The organism is Bifidobacterium sp. ESL0763 (assembly GCF_029433395.1).
In the GTDB taxonomy this organism is placed as follows: domain Bacteria; phylum Actinomycetota; class Actinomycetes; order Actinomycetales; family Bifidobacteriaceae; genus Bifidobacterium.
The window spans coordinates 535718-559396 of the sequence record NZ_JAQTHW010000002.1 but is presented as its reverse complement, the minus strand read 5'-3'; the positions used below and the strand labels follow the sequence as shown (position 1 = coordinate 559396).

The 23679-nt window shown below is 67.5% G+C and carries 23 protein-coding genes; 16 read left to right on the top strand and 7 right to left on the bottom strand.

The genetic code is table 11. The annotated features are described in order from the left end of the window. Positions 1-5: 5 nt before the first annotated feature. The 4 genes from PT282_RS03185 to PT282_RS03170 form a co-directional block, all read right to left on the bottom strand. Positions 6-395 carry a cold-shock protein gene (locus PT282_RS03185; protein ID WP_277168128.1) on the bottom strand — a complete coding sequence of 130 codons (390 nt, stop codon included), beginning with the start codon at positions 393-395 and terminating at the stop codon, positions 6-8. Positions 396-588: 193 nt separating this feature from the next. After that, complete coding sequence (locus PT282_RS03180; protein WP_374114134.1) at positions 589-2502, bottom strand: ATP-binding protein; 1914 nt, start codon at positions 2500-2502, stop codon at positions 589-591. A 56-nt stretch (positions 2503-2558) separates the two neighbouring features. Further along, complete coding sequence (locus tag PT282_RS03175) at positions 2559-3302, bottom strand: response regulator transcription factor (RefSeq protein WP_277168127.1); 744 nt, start codon at positions 3300-3302, stop codon at positions 2559-2561. A 296-nt stretch (positions 3303-3598) separates the two neighbouring features. Next, on the bottom strand, positions 3599-4447 hold the full coding sequence (locus tag PT282_RS03170) for a TPM domain-containing protein (protein WP_277168126.1): 849 nt from the start codon (positions 4445-4447) through the stop codon (positions 3599-3601). An 85-nt stretch (positions 4448-4532) separates the two neighbouring features. Here PT282_RS03170 and PT282_RS03165 point away from each other — a divergent pair, with 85 nt between their 5' ends. After that, entirely contained in the window at positions 4533-4826 is a 294-nt protein-coding gene (locus PT282_RS03165) for a WXG100 family type VII secretion target (protein ID WP_277168125.1), read from the top strand. 141 nt (positions 4827-4967) lie between these two features. Here PT282_RS03165 and groL read toward each other — a convergent pair whose 3' ends face one another. The 3 genes from groL to PT282_RS03150 form a co-directional block, all read right to left on the bottom strand. After that, positions 4968-6593: a chaperonin GroEL gene (gene groL, locus PT282_RS03160; protein ID WP_277168124.1), complete on the bottom strand. Its 1626-nt coding sequence runs from the start codon at positions 6591-6593 to the stop codon at positions 4968-4970. 266 nt (positions 6594-6859) lie between these two features. Beyond that, positions 6860-7063: a cold-shock protein gene (locus tag PT282_RS03155; RefSeq protein WP_277168123.1), complete on the bottom strand. Its 204-nt coding sequence runs from the start codon at positions 7061-7063 to the stop codon at positions 6860-6862. 209 nt (positions 7064-7272) lie between these two features. Continuing rightward, positions 7273-7866 carry a LytR C-terminal domain-containing protein gene (locus tag PT282_RS03150; protein WP_277168122.1) on the bottom strand — a complete coding sequence of 198 codons (594 nt, stop codon included), beginning with the start codon at positions 7864-7866 and terminating at the stop codon, positions 7273-7275. A gap of 216 nt (positions 7867-8082) precedes the next feature. On the opposite strand from PT282_RS03150, the gene PT282_RS03145 reads away from it, so the two are divergent. The 15 genes from PT282_RS03145 (at position 8083) to PT282_RS03075 (ending at position 23619) form a co-directional block, all read left to right on the top strand. Next, positions 8083-8829, top strand: coding sequence for a uracil-DNA glycosylase (locus PT282_RS03145; protein ID WP_277168121.1), 747 nt, complete (start codon positions 8083-8085; stop codon positions 8827-8829). 42 nt (positions 8830-8871) lie between these two features. Next, a complete protein-coding gene (locus tag PT282_RS03140) occupies positions 8872-9936 on the top strand; it encodes a MoxR family ATPase (RefSeq protein ID WP_277168120.1) in 1065 nt (354 codons plus the stop codon). Beyond that, positions 9933-10892 (top strand): DUF58 domain-containing protein, encoded by a 960-nt coding sequence (locus tag PT282_RS03135; RefSeq protein ID WP_277168119.1) that lies wholly within the window; start codon positions 9933-9935, stop codon positions 10890-10892. Before PT282_RS03140 ends, PT282_RS03135 begins: the two co-directional genes overlap by 4 nt. Continuing rightward, positions 10889-11458 carry a hypothetical protein gene (locus tag PT282_RS03130; protein WP_277168118.1) on the top strand — a complete coding sequence of 190 codons (570 nt, stop codon included), beginning with the start codon at positions 10889-10891 and terminating at the stop codon, positions 11456-11458. The genes PT282_RS03135 and PT282_RS03130 overlap by 4 nt, the downstream gene beginning before the upstream one ends. Continuing rightward, positions 11455-12522, top strand: a complete 1068-nt coding sequence (locus PT282_RS03125; RefSeq protein WP_277168117.1) for a VWA domain-containing protein — start codon at positions 11455-11457, stop codon at positions 12520-12522. Before PT282_RS03130 ends, PT282_RS03125 begins: the two co-directional genes overlap by 4 nt. Then, positions 12519-13559, top strand: a complete 1041-nt coding sequence (locus tag PT282_RS03120) for a VWA domain-containing protein (protein WP_277168116.1) — start codon at positions 12519-12521, stop codon at positions 13557-13559. The genes PT282_RS03125 and PT282_RS03120 overlap by 4 nt, the downstream gene beginning before the upstream one ends. After that, on the top strand, positions 13556-14191 hold the full coding sequence (locus tag PT282_RS03115; protein ID WP_277168115.1) for a DUF6466 family protein: 636 nt from the start codon (positions 13556-13558) through the stop codon (positions 14189-14191). Before PT282_RS03120 ends, PT282_RS03115 begins: the two co-directional genes overlap by 4 nt. A 100-nt stretch (positions 14192-14291) precedes the next feature. Further along, positions 14292-14597, top strand: a complete 306-nt coding sequence (locus PT282_RS03110; RefSeq protein WP_277168114.1) for a hypothetical protein — start codon at positions 14292-14294, stop codon at positions 14595-14597. Further along, on the top strand, positions 14597-16132 hold the full coding sequence (locus PT282_RS03105; RefSeq protein WP_277168113.1) for an alpha/beta fold hydrolase: 1536 nt from the start codon (positions 14597-14599) through the stop codon (positions 16130-16132). The genes PT282_RS03110 and PT282_RS03105 overlap by 1 nt, the downstream gene beginning before the upstream one ends. A gap of 282 nt (positions 16133-16414) precedes the next feature. Continuing rightward, positions 16415-17860 carry an adenylosuccinate lyase gene (gene purB, locus PT282_RS03100; protein WP_277168112.1) on the top strand — a complete coding sequence of 482 codons (1446 nt, stop codon included), beginning with the start codon at positions 16415-16417 and terminating at the stop codon, positions 17858-17860. After that, positions 17857-20301 (top strand): lysylphosphatidylglycerol synthase transmembrane domain-containing protein, encoded by a 2445-nt coding sequence (locus PT282_RS03095; protein WP_277168111.1) that lies wholly within the window; start codon positions 17857-17859, stop codon positions 20299-20301. The genes purB and PT282_RS03095 overlap by 4 nt, the downstream gene beginning before the upstream one ends. A gap of 146 nt (positions 20302-20447) precedes the next feature. Next, positions 20448-20732, top strand: coding sequence for an HU family DNA-binding protein (locus tag PT282_RS03090; RefSeq protein ID WP_277168110.1), 285 nt, complete (start codon positions 20448-20450; stop codon positions 20730-20732). A gap of 202 nt (positions 20733-20934) precedes the next feature. Beyond that, positions 20935-21798, top strand: a complete 864-nt coding sequence (locus tag PT282_RS03085) for an inositol monophosphatase family protein (RefSeq protein ID WP_277168109.1) — start codon at positions 20935-20937, stop codon at positions 21796-21798. A gap of 46 nt (positions 21799-21844) precedes the next feature. Continuing rightward, positions 21845-22048, top strand: a complete 204-nt coding sequence (locus PT282_RS03080) for a ubiquitin-like protein Pup (RefSeq protein ID WP_277168108.1) — start codon at positions 21845-21847, stop codon at positions 22046-22048. Continuing rightward, a complete protein-coding gene (locus PT282_RS03075; RefSeq protein WP_277168107.1) occupies positions 22048-23619 on the top strand; it encodes a proteasome accessory factor PafA2 family protein in 1572 nt (523 codons plus the stop codon). Before PT282_RS03080 ends, PT282_RS03075 begins: the two co-directional genes overlap by 1 nt. Positions 23620-23679 lie beyond the last annotated feature (60 nt).

The window sequence follows — 23679 nt, the reverse complement described above, 5'->3', positions numbered from 1 at the left end:
CCTCTTCAATCCTCGACATCGAAATCATCGGCGACGGCGCGCAGCAGTGCCGCGAGCTTGCCGCTTTCGGCCTGCGACGGGTAGCGGTGGTGGCGCAGGTGGTTGCCCGCCGAATCCAGCAGCTTGATCAGGTCCTCCACGATAGCGGCCATGTCGTCCGGACTGGGCCGGGTGGCGCGCACAATGGAGGGCGCGGGCCCGGAGACCTGCAGGTCCATCGCCTGGGGCCCCTTGCGTCCGTCGACCACGGAGAAGACGACCTTGGCGCCCTTGCGCACCGTATGCGTGCCTTGCGGCAGGGCCGCGGCCGGCAGGAACACGTCGTTGCCCTGGTCATCGGTGATGAATCCATAGCCACGTTTCTGATCGAACCAACGCACTTTACCGCTGGGCATCGCACACCTCACTGCCTCATTGATGACCGTGTCGGGCGATGCCCGGCCGATATTTGTCCACTATTCCTCCATTTTAGCCCAACCGCTATGCAAACCCGCGCGGGCCGGGCGCCAAGGGGAAAATACGCGGTCGCGCCGGGCCACGTATCGCCGCCCACGGCAACGAAGGCGCGGCCCCGCGCACCACCCTGGGCTAGGAGGCCGGTTTCGCCTTGCGCTCATGTTCGCGGCGCATGTGGTGCAGCTTCCTGCCCATGCCCGACTTCTCGGCCCTGGCGCCCCTGCCGGCCTTGCCCGTCCTCGCGGACTTGCCGGACTTGCCTGGCTTGCCGGCATGGCCATTGGCGTCGCCACGGCCGTCGTCCTGCTCCGTTTCGTCGGCGACGAAGGGCGCGATGGGCAGCACGACGGTGAGCGTGAGGCCGCCGCCGGGGGTGTTGGAGGCGGATATGAGTCCGTGATGGGCCCGCACCACCGCCTGCGCGATCGACATGCCCAGCCCGGTGCCGCCCTTCTGGCGGGCGCGCGAGGGATCGGCGGTGTAGAAGCGCTCGAAGATCTGCGACTGGCGGTCGGCGGGCACGCCCGGGCCGTGGTCCATGAACCTGAAGACCGCGCAGCTCATCCCGGCGTGCGTGGCCTGCGTCGCCTCGGCGGCGTCGAGGAACCGGCGCAGCGACCTCTCGGTGGACGGCATATGCTCCAGCTCGTCAGGGCCCAGCGCGGCCGGCACGCGGCCCAGCCCGATCTCCACGGCGGAGTCGGAGGGGGTGTAGCGGTGGATGTTGCCCACGATGTTGGTGACGACCTGGCGCAGGCGCGAGGTGTCGCCGTGAAGGCCGACCTGCGGCAGCTCGCCTTCCACCAATCCCAGCCGCGAAGGCCCGGTATGGGTGTGTTCCAGGCTCACCACGCCCAGCCGGATGGCGCGCTCGGGGTCGAGGGCGTGCAGGTCGTCGGCGGCGTCGCGCAGCACCGCGTCCAGCCGCACGTCCTGGTTGAGGTCGATGCCCCGGCCCTCGTCGAGCCGGGCCAGCGAGAGCAGGTCCTCCACCAAGAGTGTCATGCGCGAGCTGGAGGCCTCGATGTGCTCGATCGACTCGTCGGCGCGCTCGAGGGCCCCGGGCAGCTCGCGCTGCATGCTGTAGAGCTCGGAATAGCCGTGGATGGTGGCCAGCGGGGTGCGCAGCTCGTGGCTGGCGTCGGAGACGAAGCGCTTCATCTTCTCGGTGGTCTCCTGCTGCTCGCGGAAGCCGTGCTCGATGCGGGCGAGCATGGCGTTGAGGGAGGCGGCCAGGGAGCCGACCTCGGTGTTGACGGGCATGGTGGGCACACGTTGGCTCAGGTCACCGGCGGCGATCTGAGCGGCGGTCTTCTCGATGCGCTTGAGCGGCAGCAGCGTGCGCTGGATGATGAACGTGGCGGCCACGGCGCCGAGCAGCACGATGATGATGCTCACCAGTATCGAGTACTGCGTGAGCGTCTTGGTGATGTCGTATTGGTCGCCCAGGGAGACGCCGATGTAGACGACCATCCTCACCACGCTGGTGCCGTCGGGGCCCCGCTCGCGGCCTTCGAGGGCGAGCACTCGCCAAGGGGCCTGGGCATCCTCGAGCGCGCGGCTGTCGTTTTGGCCTCCCCCACTGACGGTGCGCACCTTGGAGCCGGTGGTGAACGGCTTGCCCAGCTCGATCTTGCCCTTCGAGCCGCTGGCGGGCAGCACCGGCTCGGCGATGATGTTGTCGCGCAGCACGGGCACCAACGGTGTGCTGACGATGTTGCCCTCCACGTCGCGGATCTGCATGAAGTAGTCGTTGGGCCCCGCCGAGGTGCCGTCGTCATCACGCTGGCTGAGCAGGTCGACGTTGTTATAGACCAGCTGGGCCTGGTCAAGTAGCTGCTCGTCGGTCTTGCCCAGCAGGTAGTTGCCGACCAGCTGGCGGATCGTCAGCGAGATGCCGAAGGTGCCGACCATGAGCAGCACCAGCATGCAGGCCACCAGCTTGGTGGAGAGCGGCACGGCGTCGAAGCGGTGCACGGCGCGGTTGCGCAGCCTGGCGAAACGGCCCGTGGGCTCCTGTGCCCCGGGGCCTGACTGCGGTGGCATGGAGCCGGCGCCTGGAGCTGGGGCCGGAACCGGGACCGGCTGCCGGACGATGTCCATCACTGCCCCGTGGCGCTCTTGGGCGCGCGGATCATGTAGCCGATGCCGCGCTTGGTCTCGATCAGCGGGTCGACCTTGCGCTTGGCGCCGTCCTCGCCGGCGACCTCGATGCCGTCGACCTTCTTGCGCAGGTAGGAGATGTAGGATTCGACGATGGCCGCGTCGCCGCCCCAGTCGTACTGCCAGACGTGGTCGAGGATCTGGGCCTTGGAGAGCACGCGCCCCTCGTTGTCCATCAGGTAGCGCAGCAGCTTGTATTCGGTGGGGCTCAGGTCGATGGACTGGCCGGCGCGCGTCACGTCGTGCGAGTCCTCGTTGATCTCCAGGTCGCCGACGCGGATGATCGGGTCGTCCTCCACCTGCTCGCGGGTGCGGCGCAGGATGGCGCGGATGCGTGCGACGACCTCCTCGAGGCTGAAGGGTTTGGTGACGTAGTCGTCGCCGCCCACCGTCAGCCCCATCACCTTGTCCTGCGTGTCGTCGCGGGCGGTGAGGAAGAGGACCGGGGCGTCGATGCCCTCCTGGCGGATGCGGCGGGTGACGGTAAAGCCGTCGATGTCGGGCAGCATGACATCCAGGACGATGAGGTCGGGGTGGGTCTTCTCGATGACCTCGATGGCCTCGGACCCGGAGGCCGCGGTCTTGACCGCGAACCCGGAGAAATGCAGCGAGGCCACCAGCAGCTCACGGATGGACGGCTCGTCGTCCACCACCACGATCGACGCTTCTATTGTTTTGCTCATGCTGTAAGCCTCGCCCTCCACTCTGAACGTTTCCTGAACGCCGCCTGTACGCCCAACGATACGCGGACCGCTGGCCGCGAGGGACGGGGCCGCAGAGGACGCACAAGGCCGGCCTTGCCTTGAGCGGCATGGCTTTTGGATACCTGATGAAGCCTGGACTTACGTAGTACCTGTGCCGAAAACTATGCCATGGGCATATGTTGGCGGGCATCGTTGCCGACCGTTGCATGGCGATGCCCTACCGAGCCGACCGCCATCCATACGACGCGCCGCAACGGCTCGGGCCGCCGCCGGAGCTAATGGCGTTTGTGGCGTGGCCCCGACGGCCCTCCGGTTCCCTTGCTCCCGGAGACACGTTTGCCTCCCGATCCGGCGATGGACGCATCTCCTGTGCCGCCAGCGTCCGCCGCATCACCGGCCTGGCGACCCTTGCCTCCACCGGACCGGTTCCTCCTGACGAGCACGAAGACGATGAGCGCCACGGCGAGCAGCGCCACCACCACGATGGCCACGACGAGCGCGGTGCGCATCATGGTCGAATGGCGCTTGAGGGTCTTGATCTCCTCCATCATGGCGATGGCCGAGCCGGACCAGTCGGGCACGTCGGTCCTGTCGATCGGGTCGAGCGCCGCCTGGGAGAGCTTGTCGACGTTGCCGGAGCTCTTGAGCCATTGGTCCGAGTTCTGCGAGGCGGCCACCACCAGCTTGCCGTCCTTGGAGGCCACGGCGAGCATGACGGTGTTGGGCGCGGGCTTGAGCGACCTGAGCACCCCGGCCACCCACGCGTTCGGGTCCTTGGCGCCGGCGAATTGCTCCAGGTAGAGCAGGCGCACGTTGACGCCGGTCTTCTCGCGGGTGGAGGCGATCTCGTCGGAGACCTTGGAGACGCTTCCGCCCAGCAGGTTCTGCGGGTCGGTGATGTTGGCGGAGACCGTCTGGCGCATGGGGGCCTTGGGGGCGTCCTGGGCCATGGCGGAGCCGGCGGGGAGAGTTATCCACAATACGGCCGTCAATACGGTGGCAAGCGTTGCGCAGAGCGCCCTCAGGCCACTTTCGAGGGCACGCGACACGCCGAGGGGGCGCGTTTCGCCGAAGCGTTCGACCACAGTGGCCGGAATCGGCCGAGTTTCGTTGCCATCAGACATACGCTCGATTCTAGCGGCTGGGTTCCACCTCAGAGGAAACCGCCGCCGGCACGACAAGCACAACCAGACAGAGAAAGAAGCGAACATGCCACAGTACCAAGTCGATTCGGAACAGATCCAGAGCGCGAGTGGGGCGGTCTCCGCCTCCGTGGGCTCGATACGCGAGGCGGTGTCGGGGATGTACAACAACCTCAACGCGCTGCAGGGCGTCTGGAAGGGCGGCGCGGCCACCCAGTTCAACGCAGTGGCGGCGCAATGGCGCTCGGCCCAGCAGCAGATGGAGCAGTCGCTGGAGTCGATCCAACGGGCCCTGACGCAGGCCTCCAACGTCTACTCCGACGCCGAGAGCCAGGCCTCGCGCCTCTTCGCCACGCGATAGGCGGGCGCGGCGGCAAGCGCTCGCCGACGCGTGCGCGACACCGCGCAGACAGCAAACGTGCGCTCCCGCCGCAAGGGCGGAAGCGCACGTTCATCGGATGCGCAGGCCCTGCCCCTCCCGGGGCCCGGCCTCACCTACCGATCAGTAGCCCATGTCCTGGCCACCCTGCGCCGGAGCGGCCGGCGGTTCGGGCTTGTTGGCCACGACGGCCTCGGTCGTCAGGAACAGGCCGGCGATGGAGGCGGCGTTCTGCAGGGCGGAGCGGGTGACCTTGAGCGGGTCGGCCACGCCTGCCTCGAGCAGGTCCTCGTAGGTGTTGGTGGCGGCGTTGAAGCCCTGGCCCTCGGGCAGCTCGCGCACCTTGTTGAAGACCACGTCACCGGAGACGCCGGAGTTCTCGGCGATCTGCTTGATCGGGGCCTCGACGGCGCGGAAGACGATGGCGGCACCGGTGGCCTCCTCGTCGGCCAAAGCCTTGATCTCCTTGGAGTCCTCGGCCTTCTTGGCGGCCTGGACGAGCGCGACGCCACCGCCGGGCAGCAGGCCCTCCTCGATGGCGGCCTTGGCGTTGCGCACCGCGTCCTCGATGCGGTGCTTGCGCTCCTTGGCCTCGACCTCGGTGGCCGCGCCGACCTTGATGACGGCGACGCCGCCGGCCAGCTTGGCCAGGCGCTCCTGCAGCTTCTCGCGGTCATAGTCGGAATCGGTGTTCTCGATCTCGGCGCGGATCTGCGTGACGCGGTCCTCGACCTCCTGCTTGGAGCCGCCACCGGAGACGATGGTGGTCTCGTCCTTGGAGACGATGACCTTCTTGGCGGTGCCCAGCACCGACATGTCCACGGAGTTGAGCTTCAGGCCCAGATCGTCGGAGACGACCTGCGCGCCGGTCAGGATCGCGATGTCCTGCAGCATGGCCTTGCGGCGGTCGCCGAAGCCAGGGGCCTTGACGGCGCAGGAGTTGAAGGTGCCGCGGATCTTGTTGAGGATCAGGGTGGGCAGCGCCTCGCCGTCGACGTCCTCGGCGATGATCAGCAGCGGCTTGCCGCTCTTCATCACGAGCTCGGCGATGTGCACCACGTCCTCCTGGCTGGAGAGCTTGCCGCTCGTGAGCAGGATGTAGGGATCCTCGAGCACGGCGCTCTGCTCGTCGGCGTTGGTGACGAAGTACGGGGAGATGTAGCCCTTGTCGAAGCGCATGCCCTCGGTGAACTCGAGGTCCAGGCCGAAGCGGTTGTTGTCCTCGACGGTCACGACGCCGTCCTGGCCGACCTTGTCGAGCGCCTCGGCGATCTTCTCGCCGACCTCGGAATCGGCGGCGGAGATCGTGGCGGTGGCGGCGATCTGGTCCTTGGTCTCGACGTCCTTGGCCACGGAGACGAGCTCCTTGACCACGGTGTCGGCGGCCTTCTCGATGCCGCGACGCAGCGCGATCGGGTTGGAGCCGGCGACCACGTTCTTCAGGCCCTCGTGCACGAGCGACTGGGCGAGCACGGTGGCGGTGGTGGTGCCATCACCGGCGACGTCGTCGGTCTTCTTGGCGACTTCCTTGACCAGTTCCGCGCCGATGCGGGCGTACGGGTCCTCGAGGTCGATCTCCTTGGCGATCGAGACGCCATCGTTGGTGATGGTGGGAGCGCCGTAGGACTTATCGAGCACGACGTTGCGGCCCTTGGGGCCCAGCGTGACCTTGACGGTGTTGGCGAGCTCATCGAGGCCCGCGAGCATTCCTTGGCGAGCTTCCTCGTCGTATGCAATCATCTTTGCCATTGTTCCTCCACATATGGCTATACGGTTTTGTTGCCCACTCTCGACCCGAACCGGCGCGACCGGCCGTCAGCTGCCGGTCAGCACTGTCGGATTTCGAGTGCTAACCCACAGATTAGCACTCTCGATGCCCGAGTGCCAATACCGGCGAAATTGCGCTGTTGGCATGAAACGGAACCGCGCAGACCTCCGGATACGACAGAACCGGCCCGGCGCGCCAGAAAGCGCACCGGAACCGGTTCCGACTAAAGCGTTAAAGACCTATGCGTTCACAGCTTGGTGACCGTGGTGGCCTGCAGGCCCTTGGGGCCCTGCTCGAACTCATACTCGACCTTGTCTCCATCGTCGAGCTTCTTGAAGCCCTCGCTCTGGATAGCCGAGTAATGGACGAAGACATCTTCGCTTCCATCATCAGGGCTGATGAAGCCGTAGCCTTTGCCAGCGTTGAAGAATTTCACGGTACCTTGTGCCATAATAACCATTCTCTCATTCGAGAAGCCACACCAAACTGAGCAAGCATCCGGCTGATTCCGAACGCCCTTTGCGGCTTAGGCACAAGTATATGCACTCGTATGGTCATTTGCACGGCAACACGCCGTAGAGACAACTAATACGGACGAATGACAGGCGACCGGCAAGCGAAACGCCCGCCGGTGTGCGACGGGCGTTCGAGACAGGAGACTCAGTTGAGCAGCACGGCCTCGATCGGCGCGGAGGTGCCGGTCTGCTGCTGCACCGCGGAGATGCCGAGCAGGTTGGCCACGTCCTGGGCGGTCGCCTTGTCGGCGTCGTTCTGGTAGTAGACCACCGAGGAGGAGGGGACCTGGCCGGTGGGGTTGGCCGCGGAGACCTGGGTGTAGCCGGCGTTCTGCAGCACGGCCGCCTTCTGCTTGGCGTAGCCGGAGGTCTGCGTGGCGTTGATGACGGCGACGGCGGTCGACTTGTTGACCGTGGGCGCGGGCTGCTGCTGGGTGGCGGCGGAATCGTCCTTCTTGACGGTCTTCTTCTTCACGACCTTCTTCTTGACAACCTTCTTGGGCGCCACCGTCTGCTGCTGGGTGTCCTCATGGCCGCCGAAGGCCTTGGACAGATTGCCGGAATAGATGCCGTAGACCAGCAGGCCCGCGAGCACCGCCACGACGAGGACGACGATATAGGGAATCAGGCGCTTGATCAGCGGGGTGTTGCCACGATGTACCCCGACCGGCCCCTGGGGTGGGTTGTCGAACACATCCTTCTGAAGCGAATCAAAGGAGTTCTCTTCGTCGTGAGCCATTTTATTCCTTCCGTGCAAATCCCTTTTCAATAAACCAGTCTACAACTTTAACCGCCGGCACCGTCAAAGCGTTTCCGCGCCGGACCTCCGAAGCCCTACTGCGACAACGTTTGTATGACACCATTTGTCGTACCGGACGTCATACGCACCATACAGGCACGGCACCCCCGCGGAAAGCCGGGGACGAGATAGGCCCTGGCTCCTAGAATCGTTCCCATGAACGAGACACAGCAGACACATGTCAAACCGCTGAGCGAACTGGTGGAAAAAGGCTGGGCCGAGGCCCTTTCCGACGTGGAGCCGGACGTGCACCGCATGGGCGACTTCCTGCGCGGCGAGCTGCGCGCCGGGCGCCGCTACCTGCCCGCCAGCCGCAACATCCTCCGGGCGTTCACCATCCCCTTCGACTCGATCAGGGTCCTTATCGTCGGCCAGGACCCCTATCCCACGCCGGGGCACCCCGTGGGACTGAGTTTCTGCGTGGCGCCGGACGTGCGACCGGTGCCGAAAAGTTTACAAAATATCTACAAAGAGATGAACACGGACCTCGGCCTGCCCATCCCCGAAAACGGCGACCTCACCCCCTGGTGCCGGCAGGGCGTGATGCTGCTCAACCGGTGTCTGACCGTGCAGGCCGGCCGGCCCAACAGCCACCATGGCAAGGGCTGGGAGGCGATCACCGACGCCGCCGTGCGCGCGCTCAACGACCGCAAGGACGGGCAGGGCCGCCCCAAGCCGCTGGTGGCGATCCTCTGGGGCCGCAACGCGCAGAGCCTGGAACCGCTGCTCACCAACGCCTTCATCATCAAGTCGCCGCACCCCAGCCCGCTTTCGGCCTCGCGCGGCTTCTTCGGCTCCCGTCCCTTCTCGCGGACCAACGAGGCGCTTCAGCGCATGGGCGCGCGGCCTGTCGATTGGCGGCTGACCGCTGAATCATCGCCGGCGGCCACTACAATGCCCTAGATATACGTCAAAACGGACTCAATGAAGTGAAGAGACAGGCTCATGGCAATATTTCCACCCCATCCCCAGATGCCACAGCAGCGCGGAGGCGCCGTCCCCGCCCCGGCCGCCACGAACTCGGCGGTCAGCGCCAGCGCCAGGACGAAACGGCTCGCCGACCGCATCAGGGCGCGGTTCGCGCAGACGCTGATCGGCCAGGACCAGCTGCGCGAGGCCCTCATCACCACCATGGTGGCCGGCGGGCACATCCTGATCGAATCGGTGCCCGGCCTGGCCAAGACCACCGCGGCGCAGACGCTGGCGACATCGGTCTCCGGCTCCTTCCGCAGGGTGCAGTGCACCCCCGACCTCATGCCCTCCGACCTGGTGGGCACGCAGGTCTTCGACTTCGCCAAGCAGAGCTTCAGCACCCAGATCGGACCCATCCACGCCAACTTCGTGCTGCTTGACGAGATCAACCGCTCCAACGCCAAGACGCAGTCCGCCATGCTCGAGGCCATGTCGGAGGGCGCCACCACGATCGGCGGCAAACGCATCAGTCTGCCCAAGCCCTTCATGGTCATCGCCACCGAGAACCCCATCGAGGAGGAGGGCACCTTCACGCTGCCCGAGGCACAGATGGACCGCTTCATGATGAAGGCGGTCATGACCTACCCCAACACCGACGAGGAGCAGCGCATGCTCGCCTTGCTGGCCAAGCGCGGCACCGACGTGGCCGACCCCGCCCTGATGGGCCAGGACGTGCTCTCCATCGCCGACGTGGAGTTCATGAGGGCCGAGGCGCGCCGCGTGCACGTCTCGAGCGCGATCATGAACTACGTCGTCGACCTGGTGGCCACCACCCGCGGCGCCGGCACGCATCCGATCCAGGGCCTCGCCTCGCGCGTGCGCCTCGGGGCCAGCCCCCGCGCCTCCATCGCGCTGATCCGCATCGGCCAGGCGCAGGCGCTGCTCAACGGACGCGACTACGTGGTGCCCGAGGACATCAGGGCCTTCATCCACGAGGTGCTGCGCCACCGCATCCTGCTGACCTTCGAGGCCCAGGCCGACGGGGCGAGCACCGACCAGATCATCGACTCCATCGTTGCCACGGTGCCGGTGCCATGAGTCAGCAGGCCAAGCAAAGCGCCGCGGTCCGCAGGAAGATCGAGGCGCTCTCCTCGCGCCTGAGCCTGCCCACGGTGCGCCGGGCGCTGGGCGTGATGGAGGGCGAGCACCATTCGCACCGCTTCAACGGCAGCGACGAGCCGCTCGAGGCACGCCCCTATACCCCGGAGGACGAGGCCAGGCTCATCGACTGGAAGATGAGCGCGCGCACCGGCCGGCCCATGGTCATCGAACGCGAGCGGCTGGTGACCTCGCGCATCCACCTGTTCGTCGACACCGGCCTGGAGATGACGGGCATGTGCCCCTCCGGCGAGACGGCCCTGGAGGTCGCCGCCAACGGGCTGTGCATGTTCGCCTCGCTGAGCGCCAAGCGCCATGACCAGATCTCGCTGACCTTCGCCGACGGCGCGAGCATCACCCGCGTGCCGTTCAAGGGCGGGCTGGCACGCTTCGAGCGGACCATCGACGACGGGCTCGCCCACGCCACCGCCGTCAACAGGAACATCGACGCCCTTCTCGACTACATCCCCACCATCGGCTCCAAGAGCTCGCTGGTGGTCATCGCCACCGACGAGCACGCCATCGGCGAGCGCCATCTGCGCGCGATCCGCAACATCGCGATGGGCCATCCGCTCATCATGGTGGTCGTCTCCACCCTCAATCCCTTCGCCCAATACCCCTTCGGCTCGGTGGCCGACGGCGGGTCCGGCAGGCGGGTGCCGGCCTTCATGCGCGGCGGCGGCAGCGCCGAGGCGGTGGACCGTCACCGCAGCTACATGGCCGCGCGCCTCGAGCAGGAGCTGCGCCGCAACAACGCCACGATGATCCGCGCCTCGTCGAGCCAGGGCATGTTCGACGCGTTCATCCACCTGCTCTCCACCACGCTCAGGCGCGCGCCGCTGGCCCCCATGGCACCCGACGCGGCATTGGCGTTTTCGGGGGTGGACGCCCGATGAGCACACCAACCTCCACTTTCCTCCTTTGCCCGATCGCGGCGCATGCCACCGCCGCCGGCCAGAAGCTGAAGCCGCAGGGCACCATCGCCATGCCCGCCGTGCTTTTCTGGGCGCTGGCGCTCTGCCTGCTGGCCGCCGTGGCGCTCATCGTCGCCATCGTCCTGCTCTCGCGGCCGCGCCGCAGGAAAGCGGCCCCGCGCCCCCAGGGCGCGCACATCACCGGCAACGGGCTCTCGCCATGGCGCGCACGCATCCAGGCCATCGTCGACAGCCATGAGCATGGCGCCATCAGCCGTGACGACGCTCTGGCGCAGCTGGCCGAGGTGGCCCGCGACTTCGCCTCGCAGCAGACCGGCAGGGACCTGAGCGCCCACACGCTCTCCGACATCGGCCATGAGCCGAGCACCACCGCCAACGCCCATGGCATCGCCCTGCTGCGCCAGACGCTGAGCGCCCTCTATCCCCCGGAATTCGCCGACGAGGCCATCAACGCGACCGCGCGGCAGACCAGTGTGGCCCAGGCCGGCGAATGGGTGTCGACTCTCATTGAAAGGTGGCGTCGATGAACCTGGAGACGAACCTGCAATGGCGTTGGCCCTGGATCGGGCTCGTGGCGGCACTGGCCGCCCTGGCCGTCGTGATCGCCATGGTCGTGGTGTCGGCCCGGCGCAAGGGCCGGCGGACCCTGCTGCCCGTCTTCGGCATGGACGACGAGCTCAACACCGAGCGCATATCGGCCCGCTTCCACCAGTGGCGTCTGCTCGGCCGCTTCGCCGTGGCGGCGCTGGCGGTGGCTCTGGCGCTTTCGGTGGCGATGGTGGCCCGTCCCTCGACGATCGACGAGGGCGACGAGCGCGCCAGCAACCGCGACATCGTGCTGTGCATGGACGTCTCCCCCTCGATGCTCTCCTACGATCACCAGGTACTGGAGACCTACCGCCATCTGGTCGACAACTTCAAGGGCGAGCGCATCGGGCTGAGCCTGTTCAACTCCACCTCGCGCACCCTCTTCCCCTTGACCGACGACTACGACCTGGCGTCCGGCCAGCTGAAGAAGGCCAGCGACATCCTCGGCAAGGTCTCCTCGCAGGACAAGATCGACAAGCTCGACTCGCGCACCTCGCAGGACTTCTCGGACCTCATCGAGGGCACGCAGAACCGCAAGGACATGACCTCGCTGATCGGCGACGGGCTGGTCAGCTGCGCCGCGATGCTTCCGGGCTTCACCTACGGCACCGCCCGGAAGGGCACGGACGCCTCGAAGCGCTCCATCGTGCTGGCCACCGACAATATCTCGGGCAAATCCACCTATACGCTCGGCTCGGCGCTCGATCTGACGCGCAAGGCGGGCATCACCGTCGACGGGCTCTACGCCGGCGACAAGAGCCAGGAGAACGACAAGACCACGCTCGACATGAGGCGCGAGATCACCTCGCACGGCGGCGAATACTCCTCGGTGCATTCCGGGCAGTCGGTCGACCGGCTCGTGCGTGACATCGAGAGGCGCAAGAGCCGCGCCGAACGCCAGAACCGGCGCGCCGCCCTCGTAGACGCCCCCGGCTGGTGGACGCTGGCGCTGGCGGTGGCGCTGGCCGCGTGGCTGGGGCTGGCTTGGAGGCTGAGACGATGAACCAATGGAAACTCGCGCCGGCCCTCGGCTGGCCGGCGGGCATCGCGCTCGCAGTGGTGATGCTGGCGCTGGCCTGCGCGGTCGTCGTCGTGCACGTGCGCCGCCGCGCCGACGGCTCGAGCGACGAGACGGCATGGGCCTGCGCCCGCCGCTGCGCGATATGCGTGATCGTGGCCGTGATGGCGCTGACGCCAAGCACCGTCGAACGGACCACCAACAGGGCGGTCAACGCCACCGACGTGGTGGTGGCCACCGACGTGACCGGCTCCATGGCCGTCAAGGACGCCACCTACGGATCCAAGGACACGATGACCAGGCTGGACGCGGCCAAGCGCGCCATCGACGACCTGACCAAGTCCTACCCGAACTCCAACTTCGCCGCCGCCCGCTTCGGGGCGAGCTCGACGGTGGACGTGCCGCTGACCCCCGACGTGGGCGCGATACGCGGCTGGGCCGACGCCCTGCAGCCGGAGCCGACCTCGCTTTCGGCCGGGTCGAGCCTCGACGCCCCGATCGACCCGCTGCTCGTGGAGCTCAAAAGCGTGCGCAACAGCCATCCGCAGGACAGGATCGTGCTCTACGTCATCACCGACGGCGAGCAGACCTCCACCAAGGTGCGCCGCTCCTACTCCCCCCTGCGCCACTATCTCGACGACGCCTTCACCCTCGGGGTCGGCTCGAAGGCCGGCGGCAACATCCCCGAGATCGCGGCCGGAGACGCGGACTCCCCCGGCTCCGTCAAGCAGGGCGACTGGGTGAAGGACCCGGACACCGGCCAGCCCGGCGTCTCCAAGCTGGACGCCAAGAACCTCGCCGGCATCGCCGATGAGATGAGCGGCAAGTCAGTGCTGCTCGACGACAGCCACACCGTCACCGGCAGGGACATGACCCCGCTGTCGAACCGGTGGAGGATCACCCAGACGCCGAAGAAACACGAGCGCGTCACGGCCGTCATCTGGCCGGAGGCGATGGCCCTCGTGGCATTGCTCGCCTGCGAGCTGGGCGCCTGGATCTCGACATCAAGAAGGCTGCTATGACGATATTCGACCACCATCGCAACGGCCGGCAAGCCGCGGCCGAGGGCCCCAAGGCCAAGGCAACGCCATCGGCACCACCGGCGGCCGGAGCCCGGCAGGGGCGGCCAGGCGAGCGCCGCAAGGCCATGGCGCCGCTGGCCGTGAGGATCACGCTGGGGGTCTTCGCGGCGGCGTTCCTGGCCGGCGCGGGGCTCGTGTGCGCCAACATCTCGGCGATCAGCACCTACAACCAGGCCACCACATCGCTCAACCAGACCATCGCCACCTACAACAACCCAGAAAGCGACCTGCAAAGCCTGAAGACCCGCCAAGACCAGATCGACCAGCAGTTCGAGAGCGCCGACACCTTCGCACCGCTGCTACTGCCCCAGGTCAGGTCCTCCATCAAGGCCAACCGGACCGTGCTGCATTCGATGAGCAAGAAGACCAGCAAGAAGCTGGCCGTCCAGCAGGGCAAGGGCGGACAGGCGGGCGCGGGGCGGCCAGGGCAGTCCTCCAACGAGGCGCCGGGCCTGAGCGACGAGCAGCGCAAGCAGATCGAGCAGACCCTCAAGGCCAACCAGCCGGCCTCCGGGGCGCAGAAGGACGGCAAGACCACCACCGACGAGGGCAACAAGGCCAAGCCCTGGTGATCCCAGGCGCGACACGCCCGAAATGTGGATAACCCCAACCGTTCGACCACATCACCCGAAACCGCTTTGCCGCGCGCCGTCCACGGCCCACAATGAGGGCATGAACCTCATCAACAACCAATACCCGGCGTTCCCCGCGACGCCGCAGGGACTTCTCTCCGACGGCGGCTGCGGGTGCCACCGGGCCGTGCGCGAGGGGCAGTCGCTGCTCGCCTCGCTGAACACCTCCACCACGGCCGCGACCTCCTCGCTGGCCGGCACCACCGCCCACGCCCGCGCGTTGGACTGGCAGGGCAACGCCGCCATGCTCTTCCGGCAGCGCATGGGCGAGCTGCTCTCGCGCGCCACCGCACTGTGCGACGAGTGCCGCGCCACCGAGCGCATGGCACGTGGGGCAGGTGCGTGATGGGCTGGAAGGTACGGGCGAGGGTGAGCGGCGGCCACCAGCTGAGCGTCGCCGAACGGGCGCAATACGAGCGCGTGGCCGCGCAGCTCAACGACATGGCCCGCAAACTCGACGCCGTGGGACGCGCGTGGAGCGACGCCACCATACAACTGCAACGCCAACGGCGCTCCACGCCCATCTGTCCCGCACTCTCCGGCGGCGACACGGCGGCCGCGGGCCACGGGCACGCCACCCTGCCCTATGACCGGATCGAGCGACGTTGCCAGAGCCACGCCGCCGGTTGCGCGGCCATCCGCAGGAGCCTCGGGCAGATGGCCGACCTGCTCATCCGCGCCCACAGCCTCTACGACGACGCCGAACGGCGCAACGGCAGGGCCTTCACCGAGGCCACGCAGGCTTCGGCGCGTCTGGCGCCCGCGCACACCCTGGCGGCGATGGGTGCGGTCGCCCTGGGCGGGGCGCTGGCCACCAGCGCCGACTCCGGCAGGCGCAATCCCATCGGGGCGCTCACCACCACCAGGAGATTCCAGCAGGGGCTCGCCGGCGCCCTGGGCGGCTGGGTCGCCGACATAAGCGTACGGGAGGAGCTCGGCAGGACCGACGAGCTCAACGAGGGGGCGGCCAAGATCGCCGGGGCCACAGCGACGGTCAAGAACCTGCTGCAGGGCGACCATCTGGTGGTCACCAAGGTCCAGGCCAACACCGAGGTGGTGGGCGAGTCGCACACCGTTTCGGAGGCCATGGAGAACCTGCGGCGGCTGGCCGAGGAGAGGCTGGGCAAGATACAGCTCGACAGCGGGCTGACCTATGCCACCATCGCCATCCAGAAATACCGGCGTGCCGACGGCAGCGTGGCGTGGCTGGTCACCATACCCGGCACCGACGGCGAACACGATTCGCCCTTCGGTTGGGAGCAGAACGCGGAGCTGATGAGCGCCGAGCGCAAGCGGCGCATGGACGCCGACAGCTCCAGGATGGTGGTGGAGACGATGCGCCGGGCGGGCATCAAGCGGGGCGAGCCGGTGGTGCTCATCGGCCATTCCCAGGGCGGCATCGTGGCCGGCGAGATCGCGGCGGACCGAAGCGACGAGTTCGACATCGAGCACATCGTCACCGCCGGCTCCCCCATCGCCAACCATCCCATCCCCTCGAAGACCTGGGTGACCAGCGTGGAGATGGACGACGAGCTGGTGGCGGCGCTCGACGGGGCCGACAACGCCCCGAAGCTCAACTGGCTGACGATCCACGGCACCGCCGAACGCGAGGGCGACCAGGGAGGGGCCAAGGTGATGGCCGATGGCTCGTGCGTGCCGGGAAAGGCCCCGAAGCTGGCCAACCCGTACGACGGCGCCCGCGTCAGGGACGCCCCGGACGACAAGGAGATCACCCATTGGCTCAAGTACCACCAGGCCGCCTACCGCAACGCCTCCGACCTGGGTTCGCCGGCGGTGCAAGCCCACGAGCGGCATTTCGACGACATCCTCGACGGCGAGCTGGAATCGACCACCTACTGGCAGGGGCGCATGCGCCGCTAGGTCGTCCGGGGCAATCATCCGGCGCAATCGCACGGCATGGGCGCCCGGCACGACGCCTTGCCGCGGCCACTCCATGGCACCTTGCTGCGATGCCCGCACGGCGTCCCGCCACGACGTCCCGCCACGACGTCCCGCCACGACGTCGCTTCATGGAGCCCAGACGATCCGCGAAACACGCTCGACCACCGCCTTGGAACGGCACGCCGGAACACGTGAAATCGGCGCGAGGACACCCGCCCGGCGGGCTCGACACGGTTCACGGCTGGCAGTAGGCTGGCCAGTATGCAGTTGACTGACATCTCACCGGCGATAGCACTGACCTCACTGGACGGCAGGTACCATGCCCAGACCTCCCCGCTCGTGGAATACCTGAGCGAGCCCGCGCTCAACCGCGAGCGCATCACCGTCGAAGTCGAGTGGATGATCATGCTGGCCAACGGCTTCGAGGGTAACGGCAACCAGCCCATCGTGCCGGGCGTCAGGCCGCTGAGCCAGGCCGAATGCGACTACCTGCGGGCCATACCCCGCGACTTCGGCGAGGAGGGCATCGCGCGCCACGCCGCCTACGAGGCGAAGACGCACCATGACGTGAAGGCCGTGGAATACTACATCGACGACGAGCTCGAGAAGGCCGCGGGCGTCCTCGGCGAGGGCACGCAGCTGCCGGGCCTGAAGACGCTGGTCCATTTCGCCTGCACCTCCGAAGACATCAACAACCTGGCGATCAGCCGCTGCGTGAAGGCCGCCGTGGAACGCATCTGGCTGCCCCGGGCACGGGAGCTGAGCGACTACCTGGCGGGCAAGGCCGACGAGTTCAGGGACCTGCCCATGCTCGCGCTCACCCACGGCCAGCCGGCCACGCCCACCACGTTGGGCAAGGAGCTCGCCGTCTTCGTCCACCGCCTCAACCGGCAGCTCGGCCACGTCGGCGAGCAGGAATACCTCGGCAAGATCAACGGCGCCACCGGCACCTTCGGCGCGCACACCGTGGCCTGCCCCGACACCGACTGGCTCGCCGTCTCGCGCGTCTTCGTCACCGAGCGCATGGGGCTGACCTGGAACCCACTGACCACGCAAATCGAGAGCCACGACTGGCAGGCCGAGCTCTACGGCGCCATCGGCCACGCCAACCGCATCCTGCACAACCTGGCGGTGGACGTCTGGATGTACATCTCGCGCGGCGTCTTCGCCCAGGTGCCCGTCAAGGGCGCGACCGGATCGTCGACGATGCCGCACAAGGTCAACCCGATCCGCTTCGAGAACGCCGAGGCGAACCTCGAGCTCTCCTGCTCGCTGCTCGACACCCTGGCCCACACCCTGGTCGAAAGCCGCTGGCAGCGCGACCTGACCGACTCCACCACCCAGCGCAACATCGGCGCGGCGCTCGGCTATTCGCTGCTCGCGCTCGACAACCTTCTGGGCGGCCTGAAGTCGATCCATCCGAACTTCGAGGCCATCGCCCGCGAGCTCGACGACAACTGGGAGGTGCTCGGCGAGCCCATCCAGACGGCGATGCGCGCCCAGGAGTTCGCGGGGCGGCCCGGCATGGACAAGCCCTACGAGAAGGTCAAGGAGCTCATGCGCGGCCATTCCATCGGCAAGGCCGACATCGAGGCCTTCATCGACTCGCTCGACTTCGACGAGGCGACCGCCTCCAGGCTCAAGGCCCTCACCCCCGCGACCTACACCGGTCTGGCGGCGCGACTGGTGGATTACGACCGGCGATGAGCGAGGAGGCAATGCCGCCGCAGGCCGCAACGGCCCAGGCGCCGGTGATCGAGGACGTGCCCCCGGAGCGCACGCATAACTTCAACGACCTGCTGCACGCGGCCGGAGCCCTGCTGCTCGCCATCGGCATGAGTTTCTTCGCCGTCTACCTGCGCGGCATCACCAACGGCGTGGAGTACGACGCGCGCAGCGCCGGCCGGGCGGTCAACTGGCTGACCGACATGCCCGCCTCGATGCTGCAGCAGCTGGCGAGCCTCATCATCGTCATCGGCGTGCTCGTCCACTTGCTCGTCAACCGCGAATGGCTGCAATCGGCCGTCTCCGTGGTGGCGTTGTTCCTCGGCTACGCGGTCATCCTCACGCTGTCCACGGTGGTGGTGCGTCTGGGGGTGCCGGCGCTGCTGATGGCCATCCGCTCCCCCGGCGAGGGCGCGGGCGCGGCGATGCTGCCCGACTTCTACGCCGGCCTCGGCGCCTTCCTGACGGTGGCCGGCCCCCGCCGCTCGCGCACCTCGGTGAAATGGGGGTGGAACGTCCTGTTCGTGGCCGCCGCCGTCTTCGTGGTCATCTCCTGGCATTCGGTCTCCGGGGTCATCGTCTCCTTCGCGGTCGGCCGGGTCATCGGCCTGGTCATCCGCTTCGCCATCGGCACCCGCAACCAGGGGCTCTGGGGCGAGCAGATCGTGCAGGCGGCCAGGGGCATCGGCCTGAAAATCGCGGAGCTGCGGCGCCACGACGCGTCCAAGGGCGATTCCGGCGTGCTTAGGATGGCGCTCGAGGACGATCTGACCGAGAACTCGCGGATCTACGACGCCACGGACGCCGATGGCCGCTCCTATATCGTCTCGGTGCTCGACGGGCAGTCCCATGCCGCCGGCTACCTCAACCAGCTCTGGCAGGGCCTTCGCTTCACCGGCGTCTCGATGCGACACGACCGTTCCGCCAGCGACGCCAACCACCACCATTACGCCATGCTGCTGGGCCTGCGCGCCTGCGGACTGCCGACGCCGAGCCCCTACGGCGTCTTCGACAGCGAGGAGTCGAGCGTGCTGGTGTTCAACGCCACCGACGTGCCCGAGCCTTTCGGCACCGCCACGCTCGACGAGGAGGGCATGGTCGCCTTCATGCGCTACCTGCAGCGGGCCAACGACCGCGGCTACACGCACCGCCGCATCACCGCCGACACCCTCACCCGCATCGGGGGCAAATGCGCCATCGTCGGCTGGCAGAACGGCGACTACGCCTCCTCGGCCACGAACGCGGCCATCGACAAGGTGCAGCTGCTGGTGCTGCTGGGCGCATTGGCCGGCACCGACAAGGCCCTGGCCGCGGCCAGGCGCGCCTGGGGCGACGAGGCGCTCGTCACGCTCACCCCCTTCGTGCAGAAGGTGGCGATCCCCTCGGCCACCCGCACGCTGCCGAGCTGGAACAAGCAGCTGCTCGGCCAGGTGCGCGACGGGCTCAACGCGCTGGTCGACGACGAGGAGGGCGAGAGCAGCGAGCCGGTGCAGATCGCGCGCTTCAACTTCAAGTCCTTCTTCTCGATCACCCTGGCCATCATCGCCGCGGCGGTCATCTTCACCCAGCTGCGCCCCAACGAGGTCATCGGCGCGGTGAGCCACGCCAAGATCGGCTGGGCCCTGGCCTGCCTGGCCTGCTCCCTGATCGCCTGGGGCGGCTCGGCCATCAGCCTCGGCGCCTTCATGGACCGCGACCGGCGCCATCCCTTCTCGCTCTACTGCTCGCAGGCGGCCTCCGGCTTCACCGCCGTGTCGATGCCCGCGGGCGTGGGCCCGGCCTTCGTCAACCTGCAGTTCCTGCGCAAAAGCGGCTACCGCAACACCACCGCCACCGCGATCATGAGCGTCACCTGGGCGGTGCAGGGGCTGGTCACCGTGGTCCTGCTGCTGCTCATGGCCCTGTTCACCGGCCGCAACATGCTCTCCGACATGGTGCCGACCAACACCCTCATCATCGTCATCGGCGCCGTGGTGCTGGCGCTGTGCGTGTGCATGGCCATCACGCCGCTGCGCCGCCTGGTCATCGACAAGTACCTGCCGATCCTGCGCTCCTACGCCCACCAGCTGGTCGAGGTGATGAGCCAGCCGAGCAAGCTCGCCGGCGGCATCGTGGGCTCGATGATCCTCGCCCTGTCCACCGGCCTCGGCTTCTGGACGGCGCTCATGGCCTTCGGGCGCCCCTCGAACCTCATCGAGACGGTCTTCGTCTTCCTGCTGGCCAACACCCTGGGCAGCGCGATGCCCACCCCGGGCGGCCTGGGCGCGGTCGAGGCGGCGCTGACCTTCGCCTTCACCTCCACCGGCGTGCCACCGGCCATCGCCCTGTCGGCCACATTGCTCTACCGTGTCGGTTTCTATTGGCTGCGGATACCCATCGGCGCCGTGGCCATGAAATGGCTGGACCACCACCATCTGCTCTGAAACCCTCCCCGAATGTGGCCAAAACGGAAAGAACCGTTGAAAACACAACGGAAAATGGCGGTTTTTGGCGAGGTCTTGCGCTAGAATCAGTGGTGAACACGGTTTTCAGAGGAAACGTGGAAACCCCTAACAAGAAGGATTGCTTTATGGCATACAACAAGTCAGATCTCGTTTCGAAGATTGCACAGAAGTCCAACTTGACCAAGGCGCAGGCAGAGGCCGCGGTCAACGCTTTCCAGGATGTGTTCGTCGAAGCTATGCAGTCCGGCGAAGGCCTGAAGCTGACCGGTCTCTTCTCCGCCGAGCGCGTCCGTCGCGCCGCGCGTACGGGCCGCAACCCCCGCACCGGCGAGACCATCAAGATCCCGGCATCGTTCGGCGTCCGCATCTCGGCCGGCTCGCTGCTGAAGAAGGCCGTCTCCGACAAGTAAGGTTCACTTACCGAGACTTCAAGCCTCCGTTCCGCTGTCGGGACGGGGGCTTCTTTCGTAGCCCCTCGACCGGCTCCCGGTCCGCGAGCGACCCTCGTACACGCGGCGGAGGACGGACGGTGCGAGCAAGCCTATAGAATGGACGGTTGCGGGGCACGGATGCCATGAAGGCATGGCGGCGCGGCCCTGAGGAAAGACGGACATGACCACGGATCTTCGAGCATTGACCCTCAAGGCCACACGGGTGGCGCAGGAAACGGGGTGGCACGCCCTGCAGGACCAGATCAACCCGCACGACCTCAACGACACCGCCATCCCCTCCGCCAGCGTGCACGTGGGCAGTTCCATCGACACCAAGCTCGTCGCCTACATCGAGTCGAGGCTCGGGGAGATCGATCCGGCGGACGGCATGTGGCGGCAGCGGCCCGACGACGCCCGGCCCGGCCAGCGATTCTGGTGCGTGGGCTCCATCGACGGCTCCATCAATTTCCGGCGCGACATGTCGGAATGGACCATCACCATCTCCATGTTCGAATTCAACCGCGAAGGGTCGGCCCAGCCCATCCTCGGCGTCGTGCACGCCCCCGCGCTGCGGCTCACCTACGCGGCGGCCAAAGGCCAGGGCGCCATCCGCATCCGGCGCACCCCCACCGGCGAGCAGCGCTGCAAGGTCATGCCCTCCACCACCTCCCGGCTGGCCGGATCGGTGGTCAGCTTCGGCATGCCGCATGTGCCGGCCGAATCGGCGCGGGCCTTCAGGGTGCTCAATAGGATCGCCGGCGGACCCGCCGACATCAAGCGCGTCGGACCGGTCTCGCTCGACCTGTGCAAGGTGGCCGACGGCACCTACGACGCCTATTTCGAGCCGCACCTGCACCGCTGGGACATCCCCGCGGTCTCGGCCGGCACGGTGGTAGTGCGCGAGGCGCAGGGCGAGGTGAGCCGCTGGAACGGCAACCCCATCCACTGGCGCGGCGAGAACGACGTCGTGGCCAGCAACGGCCTGCTCGACGACGAGCTGCGGCCCGCATTGGCCGACGACGCGCCGGCGACTAAACGGCCTTGAGACCACCTTCGACGAGCCATTACAGTAGGGAGGGCAAGGAGCGAACATGCCACAACAATTCTCACAGCACTATACCAGCGATCAGGTTTCCGGCCAACCGGAGGCACAGGACGGGCTGAGGAGGCGCACGACTGATTCCGCGCAGGCCGAGAGCGACGCGCTCGATGCGGTGCTCGACGACATCTCCTCGACCCTGGAACACGACGCCGAGCGCTACGTGGCCAGTTTCGTGCAAAAAGGCGGCCAGTGATGCCCCAACTGCGTGACAGCAGCAACCAGGGGCCCGGCTCCGAGGTCCCCCATTCCCCGCAATACGAGTCATTGAAACGCATCTTCGGCGTCGAGACGGAGTACGGCGTCTCCGTGACCGGCGCGAGCAAGCCCTGCGACCCGGGGCAGGTGGCGATGATGATGTTCGCGCCCGTGCTCTCGCGCTCGCGCTCGACCAACACCTACCTGCCCAACGGCTCGCGGCTCTACCTCGACGTCGGCTCGCACCCCGAATACGCCACGGCGGAGGCCTGCGACCCCTACGACGCCCTGGTGCAGGATCTGGCGGGCGAGGAGACCATGCGACGGCTGGTCGGCCAGGCGCAGGAACGGCTGCGCCGTACGCACGGGGCCGGCGCCACCATCCATCTCTACAAGAACAACGTGGACTCGGCCGGCCATTCCTTCGGCTGCCACGAGAACTATCTCGTGCGCCGTTTCGTGCCGCTGCCGGTCATCAAGGCGCAGCTGCTGCCCTTCCTGATCACCCGCCAGCTCTTCACCGGCGCCGGACGCGTGACCGGCCACGGCTTCGAGATCACGCAGCGGGCCGGGTTCCTCGACGAGGCCGTCTCCTCGTCGACCACGCGATCGCGGCCGATGGTCAACACGCGCGACGAACCGCATGCCGATCCCTACGAGTTCCGCAGGCTGCACGTCATCATCGGCGATTCCAACCGCAGCCAGACCTCCACGATGATGAAGCTGGCGACCACCCATTTGGTGCTCTGCGTCATCGAGACGGCGCAACGGCTCGGCATCCCCTCCGGCTTCGAGGCCTGCGCGTTCAGGGCGCCGAGCGCGGCGAACAAGGCCCTCAGCGCGGACCTGAGCGCCCGGGCCGCCACCATCGAGCTGGAGGATGCGGACGCCTTCCGCGCCGGCCAGCGCGACTTCGGCTCGGTGATTGCGCCGGGTGGGGCACGCGACGCCGGAATCGGTGAAGATGGGTTTGAGCACAGCGGCGACCGTGACGGCCGGGCCGGGTTGGTCAGTGGGCTGGAGGTCCAATACCATTACCTCGCGGTCGTCTCGCGGTTCATGGACGAGCACGGCGGGCAGATGGCCTCGTCGCTGCCCCGCACCGAGTGCGCCGCCATCCTCGCCGACTGGCGCACGACGCTCGACGCGCTGGCCCGTGGCGATCTGCGGGCCCTGCAGGGGCGGGTGGACTGGATCGCGAAGCTCCTGCTCATCAGACGTCTCAAGGCGCGTGACCCCGATATCCCGACGGCCAGGCTGCGCCAGATCGACATGGACTACCACGACATCACCAACGGCTCGCTCTACGATTCGCTGCTGAGGCACGGGGTGATGCGGCGAGTGGCGGGCCAGGCCGAAGTCGACAGGGCGCTCAACGAGCCGCCGGCCGACACCCGCGCCGCGCTGCGTGGAGGCTTCATCGCCCACGCGCTGGCCGCCGGCGCGCAGTTCACCTGCGATTGGACGCATCTGACGCTCAAGCAGCCGGCGAGCGCGGAGCTGACGCTGCTCGACCCCTTCGACGCCCACAGCGACGCGGGCTACACGCGTCTGCTGGCGAGGCTGTAGCCATTCCCATTTCATGGCAACGGCCCCATACCGACCGCTTACATGCCGTTTTCTCACACT